Annotated in this window: 11 protein-coding genes and 1 pseudogene; 10 read left to right on the top strand and 2 right to left on the bottom strand. The window is 24.2% G+C overall.

The window, feature by feature from the left end; all coding sequences use genetic code 11:
* Positions 1 to 726: 726 nt before the first annotated feature.
* The 10 genes from H7686_RS01240 (at position 727) to H7686_RS01195 (ending at position 12,845) form a co-directional block, all read left to right on the top strand.
* Positions 727 to 1,080, top strand: a complete 354-nt coding sequence (locus tag H7686_RS01240; protein ID WP_444517561.1) for a hypothetical protein — start codon at positions 727 to 729, stop codon at positions 1,078 to 1,080.
* Positions 1,081 to 1,257: 177 nt separating this feature from the next.
* Positions 1,258 to 1,578 (top strand): SVM family protein, encoded by a 321-nt coding sequence (locus H7686_RS01235; protein WP_193621975.1) that lies wholly within the window; start codon positions 1,258 to 1,260, stop codon positions 1,576 to 1,578.
* Between the two features lie 156 nt (positions 1,579 to 1,734).
* Positions 1,735 to 2,091 (top strand): hypothetical protein, encoded by a 357-nt coding sequence (locus H7686_RS01230; protein ID WP_193621976.1) that lies wholly within the window; start codon positions 1,735 to 1,737, stop codon positions 2,089 to 2,091.
* A 410-nt stretch (positions 2,092 to 2,501) separates the two neighbouring features.
* Positions 2,502 to 2,828 carry an SVM family protein gene (locus H7686_RS01225; RefSeq protein ID WP_193621977.1) on the top strand — a complete coding sequence of 109 codons (327 nt, stop codon included), beginning with the start codon at positions 2,502 to 2,504 and terminating at the stop codon, positions 2,826 to 2,828.
* Between the two features lie 2,121 nt (positions 2,829 to 4,949).
* Positions 4,950 to 5,699 carry a hypothetical protein gene (locus H7686_RS01220; RefSeq protein ID WP_193621978.1) on the top strand — a complete coding sequence of 250 codons (750 nt, stop codon included), beginning with the start codon at positions 4,950 to 4,952 and terminating at the stop codon, positions 5,697 to 5,699.
* Positions 5,700 to 5,757: 58 nt separating this feature from the next.
* A complete protein-coding gene (gene ylqF / locus H7686_RS01215) occupies positions 5,758 to 6,609 on the top strand; it encodes a ribosome biogenesis GTPase YlqF (RefSeq protein ID WP_193621979.1) in 852 nt (283 codons plus the stop codon).
* A 99-nt stretch (positions 6,610 to 6,708) separates the two neighbouring features.
* Positions 6,709 to 8,670, top strand: coding sequence for a type I DNA topoisomerase (gene topA / locus H7686_RS01210; RefSeq protein WP_193621980.1), 1,962 nt, complete (start codon positions 6,709 to 6,711; stop codon positions 8,668 to 8,670).
* A 93-nt stretch (positions 8,671 to 8,763) separates the two neighbouring features.
* Positions 8,764 to 9,720 carry a signal recognition particle-docking protein FtsY gene (gene ftsY / locus H7686_RS01205; RefSeq protein WP_193621981.1) on the top strand — a complete coding sequence of 319 codons (957 nt, stop codon included), beginning with the start codon at positions 8,764 to 8,766 and terminating at the stop codon, positions 9,718 to 9,720.
* An 84-nt stretch (positions 9,721 to 9,804) separates the two neighbouring features.
* Positions 9,805 to 11,172, top strand: coding sequence for a signal recognition particle receptor subunit alpha (locus H7686_RS01200; protein WP_193621982.1), 1,368 nt, complete (start codon positions 9,805 to 9,807; stop codon positions 11,170 to 11,172).
* A gap of 842 nt (positions 11,173 to 12,014) precedes the next feature.
* On the top strand, positions 12,015 to 12,845 hold the full coding sequence (locus tag H7686_RS01195; RefSeq protein ID WP_444517564.1) for a 5'-3' exonuclease: 831 nt from the start codon (positions 12,015 to 12,017) through the stop codon (positions 12,843 to 12,845).
* A 676-nt stretch (positions 12,846 to 13,521) separates the two neighbouring features.
* On the opposite strand, the pseudogene H7686_RS01190 reads toward H7686_RS01195, so the two are convergent.
* Both H7686_RS01190 and H7686_RS01185 read right to left on the bottom strand, forming a co-directional pair.
* Positions 13,522 to 14,952, bottom strand: a pseudogene (locus H7686_RS01190) (reverse transcriptase domain-containing protein).
* A 570-nt stretch (positions 14,953 to 15,522) separates the two neighbouring features.
* A complete protein-coding gene (locus H7686_RS01185; protein ID WP_193622167.1) occupies positions 15,523 to 15,954 on the bottom strand; it encodes a hypothetical protein in 432 nt (143 codons plus the stop codon).
* Positions 15,955 to 17,936: the final 1,982 nt, after the last annotated feature.

Genomic DNA, 17,936 nt, shown 5'->3' with positions numbered 1-17,936 from the left:
TATAAAAATGATAAATTTAAATAAAAAGTTTTAAAATCATTTTATATAAAAAATTATATAAAGATCTCAAAGAAAATTATCGTTAAATGTATAATTGTATATTGTATGATAACTTATGAAAAAGAAAGCGAATTTTCTTTTAGTAACAATTTTAAATTTTGTTTCAAAGTTTTCAATAAAGTTATCGATTTAATCTCTACTAGATTCAGAATTAATAAATTAATTAAAATTATTAGTAGTTATTAGAAATATAATCAAGAAATGGGAAAAGTTACTTTATTTTTACACGAAATTCACTGTTTATAATATGTTTAACAAAGTAATTAACGAAAATAAAATCATTGACGAACGAATTAACAAAGAAAATTTGAGCTTATAATATAAGATAAGGACATTAACCACAGCAATTTTTATGATTTTAAATAAATCAATTTTCCCGGATATTTAATTTATAAAATTATATAATGATGACATTTTAAATTAAATATTTTTTATTTAAATTTTATGAAATTTTTTATAAAATAACCTATAATAAAAATATTAAACTTATTAATAAACTTATTAAAGAAGTGTGTATTATTAATATTCTTTATATTAATAATGATAATAATGAATCAACAAATATTAAAATTATAAAAAAGGAAGGTTTATATATATTTAATAACTTCAAAAAAAATTATCTAGTAAAGCTTTTGTTTTTTTTAATTTTATTAATTATATTTTCAAATGCCACTTATTTTATTAAGTTTATCTATGTTTAATAATTCAAAAAAATTATCTAGTGTAAAGCTTTTGTTTTTTTTAATTTTATTAATTATATTTTCAAGTGCCACTTATTTTATTAAATTAAATAATTATTCTTTTAGTAATCATTCTTTGGATTATAACTATACACATTACTCAGAGCAAAATTTAATAAATTTGATAAGTTGCGCTTTTTATAATTTCACTTTTCAAAATAATTTTTTATTTCTTTTATTTTGTATTGGAGCTTTAAATTCTAAATTTCGAAATAATAAAAATTATTCTTTATTGGCTTTTTGTATTTTAATTGATATATTATTAACAGGTATTGTTTGAAATTTAATCGCCGATCTTTTTATAGATTATGAAAATTCTAAATATGAATTTAAAATAATCTCCGAATTATTACGATAATTTTTATCTACCTTTGCTGACGAATTATTAAAAAAGAAATATTAAAAAAGAAATTATAGGAATTAAATAATTTAAATATATTAAAGGGAATTTTATATAATGTTGCAATTAAAAATAAATTTATTATTTTTTAAATTCGTTTTATTTATTATTTTAGGATGTTTTTTGATTATTAGTAATAATTCCATTATGGCAATTAATTATGAAAATGAATCAATTTCATACAAAATGAATACAATTAAATTTATAGAAAAACAAATAATAAATTTTGTTGAAAATTCAAAACAAAAATATCCAAATTTAATTAATAACGATATCAAAAATATAACAAAATGGATTATTTTAAATGGTGATAAAGAAGATAAAAATCAAATTCTCCTAATATTATTACAAATTCAACAAATACAATCAAAAGATTAAATTAAAAATTACAAAATTATTTGACTAAAAATAGAAAAAACACGAATTCCTTATCGAAATAATTAAAAATTAGTAAAACCTTTCGAAAAACTTAATATAGATCAAAGAATAAAAATAATATATTTTTTTTAATTAAAAAAGGAGAAATTAAAAATAATGAATTCATATATTAAAACAGTATTACTTTTTTTCAAGGTTTGTGCCGCTGTTTGTTGTGGGTGTAATACAATAGATTTGCACAAAGAAGAAGTTAATGAATACTGGCATCCTATACAATATGAACAAAAATTAAATTATCATAAAAATAAATTAAAAAATATATGTTTAAATATTTTAAATAATAAAGATAATGAACATTATGAAATCGTATTTGAATATAATAAAATAAAAATTGATATACAAAAAATAATAAAAGATATAGATGATTTGAATATTGAAAATATAATACAGTTACAGAAAGACATTATTGATTATTACCGAAATAATCATAATATATATTTTTTTATTTATTAAAATATATTCCTAAATATCTTAATGAAAACAAAAATATTAAACAAAAATATTTTTTTAGTATTTCTTATATTAATAAAGAAAAAAACTAACATGAACCATGGATTGTTTACTCTTAAGATAAAATTAGGAAAATGCGTAATTACAAGGAAAATCCCGATATAATCATTAATAAATTTATATTCCAAGGTCGCATTAATCTTAACCGACGCCTAAAAACGGGATGTTGCGAAAATTGTGACAAACAACTCAACTTCAAATAAATTGATACAATAGATAATAATAAAAATAATTCATCAAATAATAATATTCGAGATATTAATTTAATAAAAAAATTTTTTTAATACCCTTTCAATTCATAAACCAGAAAGATCCAAAAAAATAATTATAAATAATTAAAGGAGAATTAATTGATGTTTAAATTATCATTTAAAATAATAAATATTTGTTTATTTGTTTTTGTAGGATTATTTTTAATTAATAATAAAAAATTATATGCTTTGCCTGGGATAGATTTAAATGTAAGAAAAAATCAAATCCAAGCGGAAATAAATAGCTTGATAATAGAATTAGAAAATGTTTTTAACGATAGAAATATAGATTCCTCAACACGTTTAATTAGTATGGTTACAATTAGAGAAAAAATAGACAATGAATTAAATAATCTCAGTGAAATAAATCGACAAATTAGTAGGCGTTATATATATAATCTACAAAGAAACAATAATCAAAATCGATAAAATAATACTAGAATAATTTAAAATAATTAAAATTTAATCATAAACTAAAGATCTCTCTCTTCCTCGGAGAGATCTTTTTATTTCATAATTCGATATGGATCTAAAAACTATATTAATTAAAAAATATTAAAAAATATTTTAATATTTATCAATTAATTTTATCTTGTTTTTTTTAACAAGGAATAATGATTATTTTTTTTATTGTTATTAAACCGCTAAAGATATTACTAATTAAATTCTTTTTTCATTTTACGTAATAATTAAAAAAATATTTGGAAAAAATTTTACTTTTAACAAATAAACCTCAAAAAAATAAAAATAAATTCCATAACACGAACAAATTATTTGACAAAAATGAATTTAAATTTTCTTGATATTAATATTAGTGGAATTTTCAAAAAATATACATTCCGATATTAACAATTTTATAATCAATATTTTTTTAAATTAAAAAACCCAATAAAATTAAAATATTAATAATAATAATTTACAAAAATAATATAAAATTTATAAAAAAATTATCATAAATATCTAAGTTTTTTCAAATTAGATAAATTAGATTTAATAATTAGTGAATTAAAATATTATTTAATAAATATATAAATAATAAAATATTAAATAAATACATTTATAAAAAAATAATATTAAATATATTTTTTAAAGTTGAAAAAAAATTTTTAAATTATAATATACAGAATATTTAACAAAATTATAAACCTTATCAATTAAAAAAACTTTAATTTTTAAACTAAAATAATGTTACATTAACAAAATTTAGAAATTAAAAACAGTTAAAAATAACAAATGCTAAGCTTAAAAACAAAACTTAGATTAGTTTTCGATCTAATCCTAAAATTGAAATATTTTAAAAAACAGATTTAGAAAAAGAATAATAACTTTTAAATATCGAACAAATTTTTAATATCTTTGAATATTATTAAGTACTAAATATTATTGAAAAATTTCTTTTCCAATTTTGTGATTAAGCTAGACTTAGATATATAATAAAAAATAAATTTATTATTAATTCAATTATTCTATCCTGATTATATTATTTGTTAATGATATTTCAACAAAATATTATTATATAATTGTTGATGGTTATAAAAGATATTCATAATTAAAATATTTATAAAAACTATAAAATTTTTAATTCATTTGAAAAAAAATAATTAAATAATAAAATAAACGGTATATTTCAATATTCATAACAAAAAATTATTTATTAAACTGAAAATTTATTAAACTGAAAATTATATATAAAATCTTAATAAACTAAAAATTAATATTATTTATTTATAAATATTCTCATTCAATAATAATCAAAAAGAATTGATTACTTTGTTTTTTAATTATGAAAATTTTATTTCGAAATAAAAATAATTAGGCTTAAGGATAAAGTCAATTTTTAGTAGTCGGAGGGGTAAAAAATTAATAAGATTATTAAACGTTCTTAAAAATTATCGAATACATTCTTAACGTTTGACCGGATTGCCACCAATATAAAAGCAGAAACTACCCCAGAGTAAACAGAAGATGAACTAAATTGAAACAAATTAAAAGTATCACCGAAAATAAGTTCATAACCAAGACAATCCCGAACTGGTTAAAAGAGTGCATTTTTCCAAATGAAAAGATAAAACCAGACTTTTAATCCAAGATAGAACAATCGAAAAAGTCCTGGAACAATTGCATGAATTATCTTCTTAAGATCGATATTTAAGGTTACCTTGGTGCCATCAACTAAGAGGTCCTCCATAAAAAATTATATTTATATCTATATTAATAAATCCGAAAAAAGTGCTCAAAACTATCCCGAAATGGTTGCAAGCGAACATTATGGAATACGCGATCAAATTATACTTTTTAAGATTGGTCATCGTAAGCGAACAAGACAAAAAATATATAATATCGAAAATCTTAAAAAACACAAAAGGTAAAAAATAAACATTTAATTAGTAGCTACATAAAGTGGGATAAATTAGGGAAAACGGTGTACTGTGAAACTTACTCGCACCATTTGAACGGGGACTGTTTATAATATTTGATAACTGTCAAAAAAACGCAAATAATCTATCCTTATATATTTAATAATTAATAAATCTAAAAGGAAACTTGAATATGTTTTTGGTTAATAATTTATGGAATCAATTAAAATTTTTGGGAATTTTTTTAGCTGGATTTAGTGCTGGAGGTGTTACTTTTTCTCTGATATATTTATTTTTTATTGTTAAAAATTTTAATAAAGATTTTAAAATTTCTTTTAATAAAGAAGAAGATTTAGCAGAAAATGAAAAAGTCAATAAATTAATTAAAAAACATCAATTAATGTTTTTAGACAAAACTCAAGAAAATCCCCAAAAATATATAGAAATATTGTTTCAAGAAATAAAAAAATTAACTTTAGAAATAGCAACTATTTTTTATCCAAAATCGACTTCTCCTTGTTTAGAATTAAATCTTGGAGAAACTTTATTATTAATAGAATATTTACATAAAAGAATTGATATTTTATTTCAAAATAAAATTTTGTGTATTTTTAAACGTATGACTTTGAGACAAATTATGGTTTTAAAATTCAAATTAATAAATAAAAAATATTTAAAAAAAATTCAAAAAACTAATAAAGTAATGAATTTTTTGAGCACTTCAGTTAATCTAATTAATCCTTTTTATTGGGCTAGAAAATTATTTTTACAACGTCTTTATCATGTTTTATTAGATAAAATCGGTTTAGCTATTATTTTGATATCCGGCGAAGAAATATATAAGGTTTATAGTAAAAAAATTTTTGTTCCTGATCAAGATTTAAAATTGTATCTACACAATTTAAAACAAGAATTAGATAAAAATGATAAAAATAATAAATAATAAAATTTAATAATTTTAATAATTATTATTTTATGAAAAAAATAAGAAGAGTAAGATAATGAGTAAATTTTATATTCAATGGTTTCCTGGTCATATGAAAAAAACCTTTAAAGAAATAAATCAATGTTTAAAAATGATTGATTTAATGTTAGTAATTTTAGATGCCAGAATACCTTATTCAAGTATTAATTGGGAATTATTGAAAACATTTAATAACAAGCCATTTTTATTATTATTAAATAAAATATCTTTAGCTGATATGTCTAAAATAAATATTTTTAAAAATTTTTTCGAAAAACATAAAATACCAGTATTATGGATTGATGCTAAATCAAAAATTAATATCCACCAAATTAAATCCTATATATATAAGATTTTAAAAATAAAAAATCCCCTTCGGAAAAATAAAATTTTAAGATTAATGATTACCGGTATTCCTAATGTGGGTAAATCAACATTAATTAATTGTTTAGCTAATAAAAAGGTTGTTAAAATTGCTAATATACCAGGTGTCACAAAACAAATGCAATGGATCAAAATAGATCCAAACATGAAATTATTAGATACTCCTGGAATTTTATATCATAAATTTAGCGATCCTTATGTTGGATATAATTTGGCTATTTGCGGTTGCATTAAATCCACTTTATATCCAAAATTGCCTATTGTAGAATATTTATTAACTTATCTGAAAAAACATTATTATCAAAATTTAAAAAAATGCTTCAAGTTGGATGAACAAGAATTAGAATCACCTAATTTATGGTATAAAATAGCGCAAAAAAATCTTTATTTAACAAAAAATAATATTCTTGATGAAAATAAAGTTTTAGAAATGATTTTACATAAAGTTTCTAATGGTTTTATAGGTCCTGTTAATTTTGATTTAAATTTCTTTAATGTGATATAATTACTTTAAAAGTTTGGACTAATAAATAAAATAAAGAATTTATAATAGAAAAATTCGTTTTATTAATTTTTAATAATTTCTGTAAGGAGCATTTTAATTATGAAGTCAAAAGTAATTATTGTAGAATCGCCTGCCAAAGCTAAAACTATTAGTAGTTTTTTTGATCATAAAATTTTAGTTTTATCTTCAAAAGGACATATACGCAATTTATCTTTAAAAGGTAAAGATAATTTAGGAATTGATATTAATAATAATTTTAAACCTGATTATTGTATTATTAAAGGTAAAGAATCTATAGTTCGAGAATTGATTTCTAAAACTAAAGATAAAAAGGTCTTTATAGCTACTGATTTCGATAGAGAAGGCGAAGCTATTGCGTGGCATTTATCTCAAGTTTTAAAATTAAATCCTTTACATAAAAATAGAATTTTTTTTAGTGAAATTAATAAAAATATTGTTATTAAAGCTTTTAACAATCCTGTCATAATTAATAAACGTTTAGTAGAATCACAAGAAACTCGTTTAATATTGGATAAAATTATCGGTTTTAAATTGTCATCTTTAGTACATCGTATTCGTTCTAAATCAGCAGGACGTGTTCAATCAGTAGCTTTAAAACTGGTTGCTGAACGCGAAAAAGAACATAACGAATTCATTCCTGAAGAGTATTTTTTAATTAAAGCTTTTTTTGGAGATTTTACCGCTAATTTAATGGTTGACCCCAAAAAACATAAAATTAAATCGGAAGAATCGGATCGAATTATAAATCAGCTCAAAGATAAACAATTTTATTTACAAGATGTAATTAAAACTAAAACCTTAAGCAAACCACCTAAACCATTTATTACAGCCACCTTACAACAAGAATCATTTAAATATTTAGGAATGAATTCACGAAAAACTATGATAATTGCTCAAAAACTTTACGAAGGTGTGAAAATAAACCAAGAAATAATCGGATTGATTACTTATATGAGAACTGATTCTTATTGTATGTCTCAAGAGTTTATAAGAGAAGCTAAAAAATTTATTTCTGAAAAATTTGGCTCTTCTTATGTTAATAATATTTTAAATAATTTTTCCAAAAATAACGTAGAAGCTCATGAAGCTATTCGTATTACTGATATTAAACGAACTCCTCAAGAAATTAAAAATTATTTAACTAAAGATGAATTATCTTTATATAATTTAATTTATCAAAAAACTATATCTAGTTTAATGACTGCAGCAATTATTAACAAAACACAATTTATTTTCGAAATAGAAAAATATTTGTTTCAAACAGAAGGTTATCAAATAATATTTGATGGTTATTTCAAAACGACAACTTATTCTAATTTTAAAGAAATATTATTACCTGATTGGGAAAAGCACAAATATTATTTGCCTCAAAAAGTGATAGCTAAATCTCAAATGACTTCACCACCACCTCGTTATAACGAAGCCTCCTTAATTAAAAATTTAGAAAATTTAAAAATCGGTAGACCTTCAACTTATTCTCATATTATTGAAACTTTAAAAAATAGATATTATGTTGAAATTAAGGAGAAAAAAATGATTTGTACTCAAAGAGGGTTAATTACAAATGAAGTTTTAATGAAATTTTTTAATTCTTTTATTAATGTTAAATATACAGCCAACATGGAAGCACAATTAGATCAAATTGCTAACGGTAAAATGGATAAAGTTACCATCTTAAAAAAATTTTACGATGATTTTATTAAATTATTTATATATGCTAATGATAATATTAATACCATACCCAATATTACTACAAAACAAAAATGTTCTGTTTGTGGAGATTTCATGGTGGAACGTTTTGGTAAATATGGTACTTTTTTAGGTTGTAATTCTTATCCTAAATGTAAAAATTCAGATATTGATCAAAAAAAGAAAAAAACTATAACTATAACAAATCAAAATTGTTCTAATTGTGGTTCTTTTATGGTAGAAAGAAATAGCAAATATGGTAAATTTTTAGGTTGTAGTTCTTATCCAAAATGTAAAAAGATTATTTCTTATAAGAAAAATAATAAAAAAGAAAATGATGAAAAAGATTAATAATAATTTATATACAAATTAAATTACATACACTTTATAATATATTTATTAATAATTTTATTTTTATATATCATTAAGGAAAATAAATAACTTATGTTTAATTTTTTTAAAAAAATTTTTAAAGAAAAAACTCAAAAGAAAAAAAAATTTTTTTTCAATTTAGAAAATGTACAAGAAGATCAAATATCTGAATGGGTCCAAAAAATTAAATTACAAAATGAATTAACTGAAAATTTATTGGATGAATTAAAAATTTTATTAATTAAATCGGATTTAGGTATAGAATCTACTCAAAATTTGATTAGTCAAATGCATAAAAATATTTCATCTGAAAATTTATCTCAACCAAAATATTTTTTAAATTTTTTAAGAGATCAAATTTTATTATTTTATAAACAAAATACAACAAAAAATATAAAAAATGATATTTCAATAAAAAAATCAAAAATTTATCTTTTTGTGGGAGTGAATGGTTCAGGCAAAACTACTACTATAGGTAAATTAGCTACTAAATTAACGGCACAAAATAAAAAAGTTTTATTAATAGCGGCAGATACTTTCCGTACTGGAGCTATAGAACAATTACAAAGTTGGAGTAATACTTCTAAAAGTAATTTTTTTTCCAAAGCTAATAGTCAACCAGCAAGTGTAATTTTTGAAGGTTTAAAGTATAGTGAAAATCAAAATTACGATATTATTTTGTGCGATACTTCTGGAAGATTACAAAATAAAGATAATTTAATGCAAGAATTAGCTAAAATAGATAGAGTTATTAAGAAATATAATCCTCAAGCTCCGCATGAAATTTTTTTAATTTTAGATGCTATGACAGGGCAAGAAGCTTTAAAACAAGTAGAATCTTTTAGCAAAATTCTTCCAGTCACTGGCATTATTCTTACTAAATTTGATCATTTTTCTAAAGGAGGTTTAATTTTAGCGATTAAACATTTATATCAGTTAGAAACAAAATATATAGGCGTTGGAGAAGCACCAAATGATTTGTTAGAATTTGATATTCATAATTACGTTAATTGTTTATTTGAAAATTAATAAAAATTAAATCATACATAATCATTTTTAAAATAAAAAAATATTTATTAACCAAACGTTAATCTAATAAAAAAGGAGTTATTCATGAATTTTTTAAGTAAAAGTATTCAAAAAATAATTAATAAAATTGGTAATAAAAAATATATTCAACAAAATGATCTTGATAATATCATGCAAGAAATTAATCCTGCTTTATTAAAAGCAGATGTTGATTATGAAGTAGTAAATAAATTTAATGAATTAATTAAACAACAAACCTTAAATATGCAACTTTTAAAAGGTTTAACCCCTCAACAACAAGTTATTAAAATAATTCAAAACACTTTAACTAATATTTTAGGAAATAAATCTTTACCTTTAAATTTCCAAGATAATAAATTAAATATTTTTTTATTAATAGGAATGAAAGGTAGCGGAAAAACAACTGTTGCAGGTAAATTAGCTTTTTTCATAAATAAACAAAAAATAGATAAAATTTTATTAATTGCAGCAGATTATCATAGACCTGGTGGTATTCAACAATTACAACAAATTGGTCAAAATATAAATATTGATGTCTATAATGATAATAATACAAATAATTCTTTAGAAGTTATTTTAAACGGTATTAATTATGCTAAAAAGCATCATTTTCAAGTTGTTATCATCGACACTACCGGATTTTCTCCTGAAGATACAGCTAGTATAGATAATTTATCTTTAATTAAAAAAAATATTAAACCCGATGAAACATTGATGGTTGTAGATGCTTTAGGGGGTCAACAAATATCAGGAAAAATTAAAAAAATTAATGAAAAATTATCATTTACAGGGGTAATTATGACCAAAATGGATGCTAAAACTTCAGGTGGTTTAATTTTATCTATTAGATATATTACTAAGTTAGCTATTCGCTTTATTTCTAGCTCAGAACAACATAATGATGATAATTTTGAACTTTTTTATCCTGATCGTATATCTTCTAGAATTTTAGGTATGGGTGATTTATCTACTTTAATAGAAAATATAGAAGCTAAAATAGATCCCAAACAAAATGCCGAATTAATAGATAAACTATTCCAAGATAATTATAATTATTATGATTTACAAAAACATTTAAATTTAATTAAAAAAATGGGATCATTTCAAAAAATTTTAAATTTTATTCCTGGAATAAGTAATAAAATATCAAATTTAAATATTTTAGATAATAATATAATAATTAAATTCGAAGCTATTATTAAAAGTATGACACATAAAGAAAGATTGAATCCAGAGTTAATCGCTAATAATAATCGTCGTCGTCATCGTATTATTAAAGGTTCCGGTACAACTAATCAAGAAATTAATTTATTGATTGATTTTATCGAAAAACAAAAAACTTTAACTCAACAAATAGATAATAAAAATTTTAAAAAAGATTCGACAACAGATTATCAAGATTTAATAAATAAATTTTTAGATTCAAAATAAAAAATAAATATTTGTTTAATTCATGAGGGACAATAAAATTTATGAAACATTTAATTTTAGTAGATGGACATGCACTTATTTTTCGTGCTTACTATGCTACCGCTTATAAACGAAAAGGGCGCAAAAGATGCTCATAATTCTGCTATTTAACGCATAGCCTAGAGTGATAATTTCTCTAGAGGTCACGTAAACACCACAAGGTGGGCTTGATCAACTAGTTCGAAAGAATAGTTGATAACAGCAAAAGCACGCAAGCGAGATGAGACGAAATATCTAGTCAACAAGTCGACGCCAGACCAGAAGTCAAGGAAAAGGTGCAAGTCCCTAAGCGGTTAAATAGAGTGGTTTAATTAAAACATTTTGGTAAGATATTGCTACCAGAATTAGAGAAGATACATAATATGCTTTTTGGTATTATGTAAATTATCAATTAGGTTAAAAATAAATTGACCCCTTCCTACACTTTTCCATCTAAATTAATCAAACTTCTACAGATATTCCTAACTTGAATGATGGTAAACTGCCCCTAACACTTCCCGTAGAATTATGTAGTAACTTTGATCTCCCTAAAAGCACCTTCTTAGGGTTAAAACTAGCAGTGCTAGGCTCAAGGGAAAAGCGAAACTTAGAGTAGTCGTCAGTTTAATTCTGGAATTGGAATATTCGAGAAGAACCTGATCAAGGCGAAGGGTAATAACCTTTACATGGCGAAAGAGTTTCAATATCTTAGATTATAAGATATTAGGCGCCGGATGCTTGGAAACCTGCTTGTCCGGTTCTGTGGGAGGCTAATTGCGAATATGAAGCAAGTTATTATTATTTCTTCTTTCTAAACCGCGTTAATCTATCTCGATGATACAAATAATATTGAAAATAACAATAATTTAAATAAATTTAATGCTTTAATGATTTTTATCAATATGTTTGAAAAAATTTTAGAAAAAACTCAAAATCATATTTTAGTTGCTTTCGATACACAAGGAAAAACTAAAAAAAAAGAAATTTATTTAGATTATAAAAAAGGTCGCCCTCTTATACCTCAATTATTAATAGATCAAATTGTATTGATACAGGAATATTTAAAAATTTCTGGAGTGAAATATCATTATCAAACAGGTTATGAAGCAGATGATATTATCGGAACTATTGCTCAACAAGCTAGTTCTCAAAAAATAACTACAGATATTTATTCTAGTGATCATGATTTTTTGCAATTAATTAATGATTATGTCACTATTCGTTTAATAAAAAAAGGTTTAACAAATGTCAGTAATTTTGACACGAAACTATTGCAAAAAGAATATCAGTTAAAACCTGAACAAATAGTTGATTTTAAAAGTATGATTGGAGATAATTCTGATAATATTATAGGAATTCCAGGCGTCGGTCCTAAAACTGCTCTTAAATTATTGCATAAATTTAATAATTTAGATAATTTGTTAATTAATTTAAAACAAATTCCTGATAATTTAAGAAACAAAATAGAACCATTTAAGGATAGAATTAATTTAAATCGTTTATTGATAACTATTGATAAAACAGTTCCTTTATCTTTTGATTACACACAAACTTATAAAGAAAATATTAATTTAAATTTATTATTAAATTTTTGTAAAAAATATAATTTAAATCGTTTATATAATAAAAAAATAAAAACAAATTATAATTTTTAAAAATTATAATTTGTTTTTTTAATTAAGATAAATAATATTTGATTAATTAATATATTGAAATTATTTTTTAATTTTTATAAAATTACAAACTTTCATATTGATATTTAAATTTAATGATTTTATCTTTAAAATAACAAATCTTTAAATTTTTTTGTTTTTTATCATTATATTTATATTCATAAAAAATTTTATTGTGGAATTTTATATGTTTTTCTGGTTTGAAAAAACTAAATATATTTTTGTTAGGCTTTATAAGTTCTTTATATATTTTATAAACTTTGTCATTTTGTTTATTATATTTATAAATAAAAACATTTTTATAACAATCACCATTATGACTGAAATAAAATTTAATTTTTTTTCTTAATATATTTTTATTATCGTATTCATAAATAATTTTAATTTTATTATCTTTATCCGTAATTTTAACTAATTGATTATTTTCATTATAAAAATATTTATTATCTATTTCTTGTTGATCATGAGATTCAGGAATAAAAGGTTCATCATAATGTTTTATAATACGGATAGATTAATTGCGTTTTATGCAGCGATTTATATTTGCTGTTTTATTTACAATCAGCCCCCGTCCAAACCGGACAAGCAAGTTTCCAAGCATCCGGCTTTCCATAATTTACTCTCTTGCGAGAACTAATTTCCCCTCGCGGTTAATTAGCTATTTATTCTTATCGTCCTTATTCTTTTTAATATCATGTATTTGTTGATTGGTTATCTTGCGATGACAATCTTTACACAATACCTTGGTACTTTTATTCATGATACTTTGGTAGTTCGCATTGCGAACCGTCCCAATGTGATGAATTTGAAGTTGGGTTGTTTTGTCGCAGTTCTCACAACGTTCCGCTTTTAGGCGGTCAGTTAGATGTGTACGACTCTGGAATAAAAATCTATTGATGGTAATATCCGGATTTCCCTTATAGTTGCGCATTTTTTTGATTTTATCCCAAGAGTAGACAGCCCACGGTTCATATTGGATTTTCCCTTTATTAAGATAAGGAATAGCCCAAGTTGAACCTCTATTGAGTTTCTTTCGAACTCTGGCCATTGATTTTTTCCATTTTCTTGCCAATGTTTTCAAACAGCTATATTCAGCTAGATAGTTTAGATGGGTTAAAACACCGAGATTGTTAGCTAAACAAAAGTATTGGTTAATTCCTCTAACAATTGTTTGATAGGTTCTAATTATTTCTAATTCATCTCTCTCTGCTAATGTTTCATCGTGTTTTACCTTTCCCTCTTTTAACCAATTATATTTATGTCCGTATTCTTTGGCTTTCTCCTTCGGAATTTGGATTTGTACTTGGTCGTTTAAAGAATTCCTGGTGGATTTCCTTGTAAGAGTTTTATTGGTGGGATTTACCTTTATCATGTAGGATAAAAACCTTGTCCTTTTATTGGCTTTCACAATTTTTGATTTGTTCTTACTAATGGTAAGTTTCAAGTCTTTTTCTAGCCATTGGACCACTTGGTTCTTAATTTCTTCGACTTTGTCATACTCACCTTTGACGCCAATGATAAAATCATCAGCGTAACGGATGTATTCAACTCTAGGTTTTGGATTTAGGTTAAGAGAACTATCAATCCCCCAGTTGATGGTACTGGTTTTTTAGCCATGCTTTCCTATATTCTGGGTTACCTTTCTTAATTGGCTTTCCTTCTTTAATCAGTTCCTCCATTAAAGCTCCATTCTGAGAAAATTCCTTCGAAGTAGGGAGTTAGGAGTTGTTCCAGACATTTTTGTATTAGTCGATCTTTGATAGTGGGTAGCCCCCAGAGGTCTAGTTCTTTTGTTATCACTAGGGATGAGAATTCTTTTAACTGGTTTCGGGTTATAACCATTATTGACATATTCCTGATGTTATCTTTCTAGTTTCTCTAGATTAATCCCATAAATGGTTTCATTGTCAATTCCGGGTGTGCCCGCCACTTTGTTAGCAGCAATTTTATTAAATGCTGCTAGCGTATTATAAAAATTATTCATCCCCTGCTGTAATTCTCTTTTTAGAGAGTAACCGTTTGATGAACGATGTTGAATTTTATTCCATGTTCGCGAAAGTTTAGTTTCGGGTGAAACCGTTGTTGACATAATATCAACCTCTTTCTTGATACCATTGAATAAATAGTAAATTACTATCTTCTTTCGCCCTATAAGAGTGATTAACTCTCTTCTTGGTAAGCCGATTAACTAAATTATTCCAAATTTAGGTTTACTCTTACGACTACTAAAAAGATTCTTTATCCTTGACCATCCGAACTTTTATTTCCGGATTAGTAAATTTAATTACCTAGTTTTAGGATTCTCCAAGTTACACTAAATTTCGACCTTAATTCTTTAGGGGAAGTATCCTCTTTTGGAGGCTGATTCCAGGTTTCTTTATTTGATAAGCTATCCAATACATATCGCAAATATTGATAGATTCTGGACTGTCCGTTTAAGCAACTTCCGTGACAGGTTATTAGATTACATCAGTTTTCCTTCTTAGGCCATCGCAGGCTTCTCCATGGAATTATTCGGTGGCGGAGTCTTATTGATTAATTTGCTTTCGTCGCAACCCGCTTTTATGGTCTGCTATAATCCGACATATTTTCATTTTCCGGACCGACCATCTCCTTTCAAGGTTTATCGACCCTGGCTATTGGTTAGATAGCGCGAAATTTAGGCCTCTTTGGCGCCCCGATATTCTAATTGATTTTTTTTATTATAATGATAGGTATAAAATATATTTTCGTTAAAACATTTTTTTCTCACTAATTGTCCTTCTTTATTGTAAAAAGAAAATGAGTATATTGTAACATCTTCATTTTTTTCATTATAAATAGATTTAATAACTTTGGAAAATATAATATTTTTATTATTTTCTTTTGCATCAAAAATATCATAAAAATTTTTATTCGTTGATAAATATGTTTGCATTGTAGAAGTTGACTCAAAACTATTTTCAGATATTTGATCTTCGGAATTATTATCAGATTTATTTATTATTTTAAAATCAGATTTATTTAACTTAATCGTATTATATGAATTATAAATAATGATTAAAATAATGATAATTATAAAGAAAAAATAAATATTTTTAATTTTTTTCATTAATTAGAATAATCGGGATAGAATAGTTGAGTTTAATAACAAATTAATTTCGTCATATATTCCAAGCTAGCCCCCCACAGAACCGGACAAGCAGGTTTCCAAGCATCCGGCGCCTAATATCTTATAATCTAAGATATTGAAACTCTTTCGCCATGTAAAGGTTATTACCCTTCGCCTTGATCAGGTTCTTCTCGAATATTCCAATTCCAGAATTAAACTGACGACTACTCTAAGTTTCGCTTTTCCCTTGAGCCTAGCACTGCTAGTTTTAACCCTAAGAAGGTTCTTTTAGGGAGATCAAAGTTACTCATAAATTCTACGTGCAGTTTTAGGTACAGTTTACGTTCTTTATTTAAAAAAATTATTTATTTTTTTAGGAACGAGTTTTGTTCTCTAAGCTATCCATTGAAGGATTTACTAGGAATAATCTTAATTCGCGAAAGATTTACTAAATTAAGCGCCTTAGAGCTCTTGGCTTATAACAACTTGCCATTGAGGTTTATTTATTAACAACATTTTTTAACTGTTTAGGGATTCACACCTTTTCCATAACTGCTGACCTTGCGAATGCTTTCGAATTAGTTGTTTTTTATACGGATAGATTATTTGCGTTTCTTTGATAGTTATCAAATGTTACAAACAGCCCCCGTCCAAACGGTGCAAGCAAGTTTCCAAGCACACCGCTTTCCATAATTTATCCCTTTTTAGGGTTTAACTTCGTGTCACCACTGGTTAAATGTTTATTCTTGACCTTTTGTTCTTTTGAACTAGTTTCGGATTGTCTTGGTTATGAACGTATTTTTGGTGATCATTTTTTAATTTATTTAAGTCAATATGACTTATTTTTCTCCCATTAACTCCAGGTGTTCCTGCCACTTTGTGGACAGCAATGAGGTTAAATATGAGGTAGGTATTCATTAAATTATTAATTACGCACTTGAGTATCTTATTTTAAATGAGGGGTAAATATCGGTCATGAATTTTATTCATAGTCCATGGAAGCTTAACTCCAAATCATTCCTAGTTCCCGCGGTCTCATAAACAATAAATTACTTTCTTCTTTCGCCCTATAAGAGTGATTAACTCTCTTCTTGGTAAGCCGATTAACTAAATTATTCCAAATTTAGGTTTACTCTTACGACTACTAAAAAGATTCTTTATCCTTGACCATCCGAACTTTTATTTCCAGATTAGTAAATTTAATTACTTCGTTTTAGGATTCTCCAAGTTACTCTAAATTTCGACCTTAATTCTTTAGGGGAAGTATCCTCTTTAGGAGGCTGATTCCAGGTTTTCTTTAGCTGATAAACTACTCAATATTGTAAGATGTATTAGTAGATTCTGGATTGTCCGTTTAAGCAACTTCCGAAACAGATCTTATGATTACCTCAATTTTCCTTCTTAGGCCATTTCAGGCTTCTCCGTAGAATTATTCGGTGGCGGAGTCGTCTTGACTAATTTGCTTTCGTCGCAACCCGCTTTTATGGTCTGCTGTAATTCGGCATTCTTTCGTTTGCCAAACCGACCATCTCCTTTCAGAGTTTATCAGCTCTGGCTATTGGTTAGATAGCACGAAATTTAGGCCTCTTTGGCGCCCCTTACATCGCTTTCATGCTTTTGCTTTTACTTATTACTCTTTCGAGATAATTTGCCAAGCCCATTTTTCAATTTTTATGTGGTCTCATATTATTATTCCGAATAAGATAGTACGTTAATCTATGGAATTTATGGTCTCTTTGCGCCCTCTTTCTAAATATATTTTTTTTAATATACTATACATAATAAAAATTTGTATAGTCATTATAAGTATACACAATTTTATAATTTTCAAATTTTATTTATGATTTGAAGAAAAATAAAATATTTTCTTGTAATATTAAGAAACGCAAATTATTAAACAAAAAATAATTTTTAATTCAAAAATGAATCAAAATTTTTAAAAAAATTATATATAATAATTAAAAAAATTAATTAACCATTCA

It is taken from the genome of Candidatus Phytoplasma asiaticum (assembly GCF_015100165.3).
Lineage (GTDB): Bacteria > Bacillota_I > Bacilli_A > Acholeplasmatales > Acholeplasmataceae > Phytoplasma > Phytoplasma citri.
The sequence above is the reverse complement of the archived record's forward strand: the minus strand, read 5'-3'. Positions and strand labels throughout refer to the sequence as shown.

Excerpts from the sequence above, each read along its gene's own strand:
- H7686_RS01240 (WP_444517561.1), top strand. The coding sequence starts at position 727 with ATGCCACTTATTTTATTAAGTTTATCTATGTTTAATAATTCAAAAAAA.
- H7686_RS01235 (WP_193621975.1), top strand. The coding sequence starts at position 1,258 with ATGTTGCAATTAAAAATAAATTTATTATTTTTTAAATTCGTTTTATTT.
- H7686_RS01230 (WP_193621976.1), top strand. The coding sequence starts at position 1,735 with ATGAATTCATATATTAAAACAGTATTACTTTTTTTCAAGGTTTGTGCC.
- H7686_RS01225 (WP_193621977.1), top strand. The coding sequence starts at position 2,502 with ATGTTTAAATTATCATTTAAAATAATAAATATTTGTTTATTTGTTTTT.
- H7686_RS01220 (WP_193621978.1), top strand. The coding sequence starts at position 4,950 with ATGTTTTTGGTTAATAATTTATGGAATCAATTAAAATTTTTGGGAATT.
- ylqF (WP_193621979.1), top strand. The coding sequence starts at position 5,758 with ATGAGTAAATTTTATATTCAATGGTTTCCTGGTCATATGAAAAAAACC.
- topA (WP_193621980.1), top strand. The coding sequence starts at position 6,709 with ATGAAGTCAAAAGTAATTATTGTAGAATCGCCTGCCAAAGCTAAAACT.
- ftsY (WP_193621981.1), top strand. The coding sequence starts at position 8,764 with ATGTTTAATTTTTTTAAAAAAATTTTTAAAGAAAAAACTCAAAAGAAA.
- H7686_RS01200 (WP_193621982.1), top strand. The coding sequence starts at position 9,805 with ATGAATTTTTTAAGTAAAAGTATTCAAAAAATAATTAATAAAATTGGT.
- H7686_RS01185 (WP_193622167.1), bottom strand. The coding sequence starts at position 15,954 with ATGAAAAAAATTAAAAATATTTATTTTTTCTTTATAATTATCATTATT.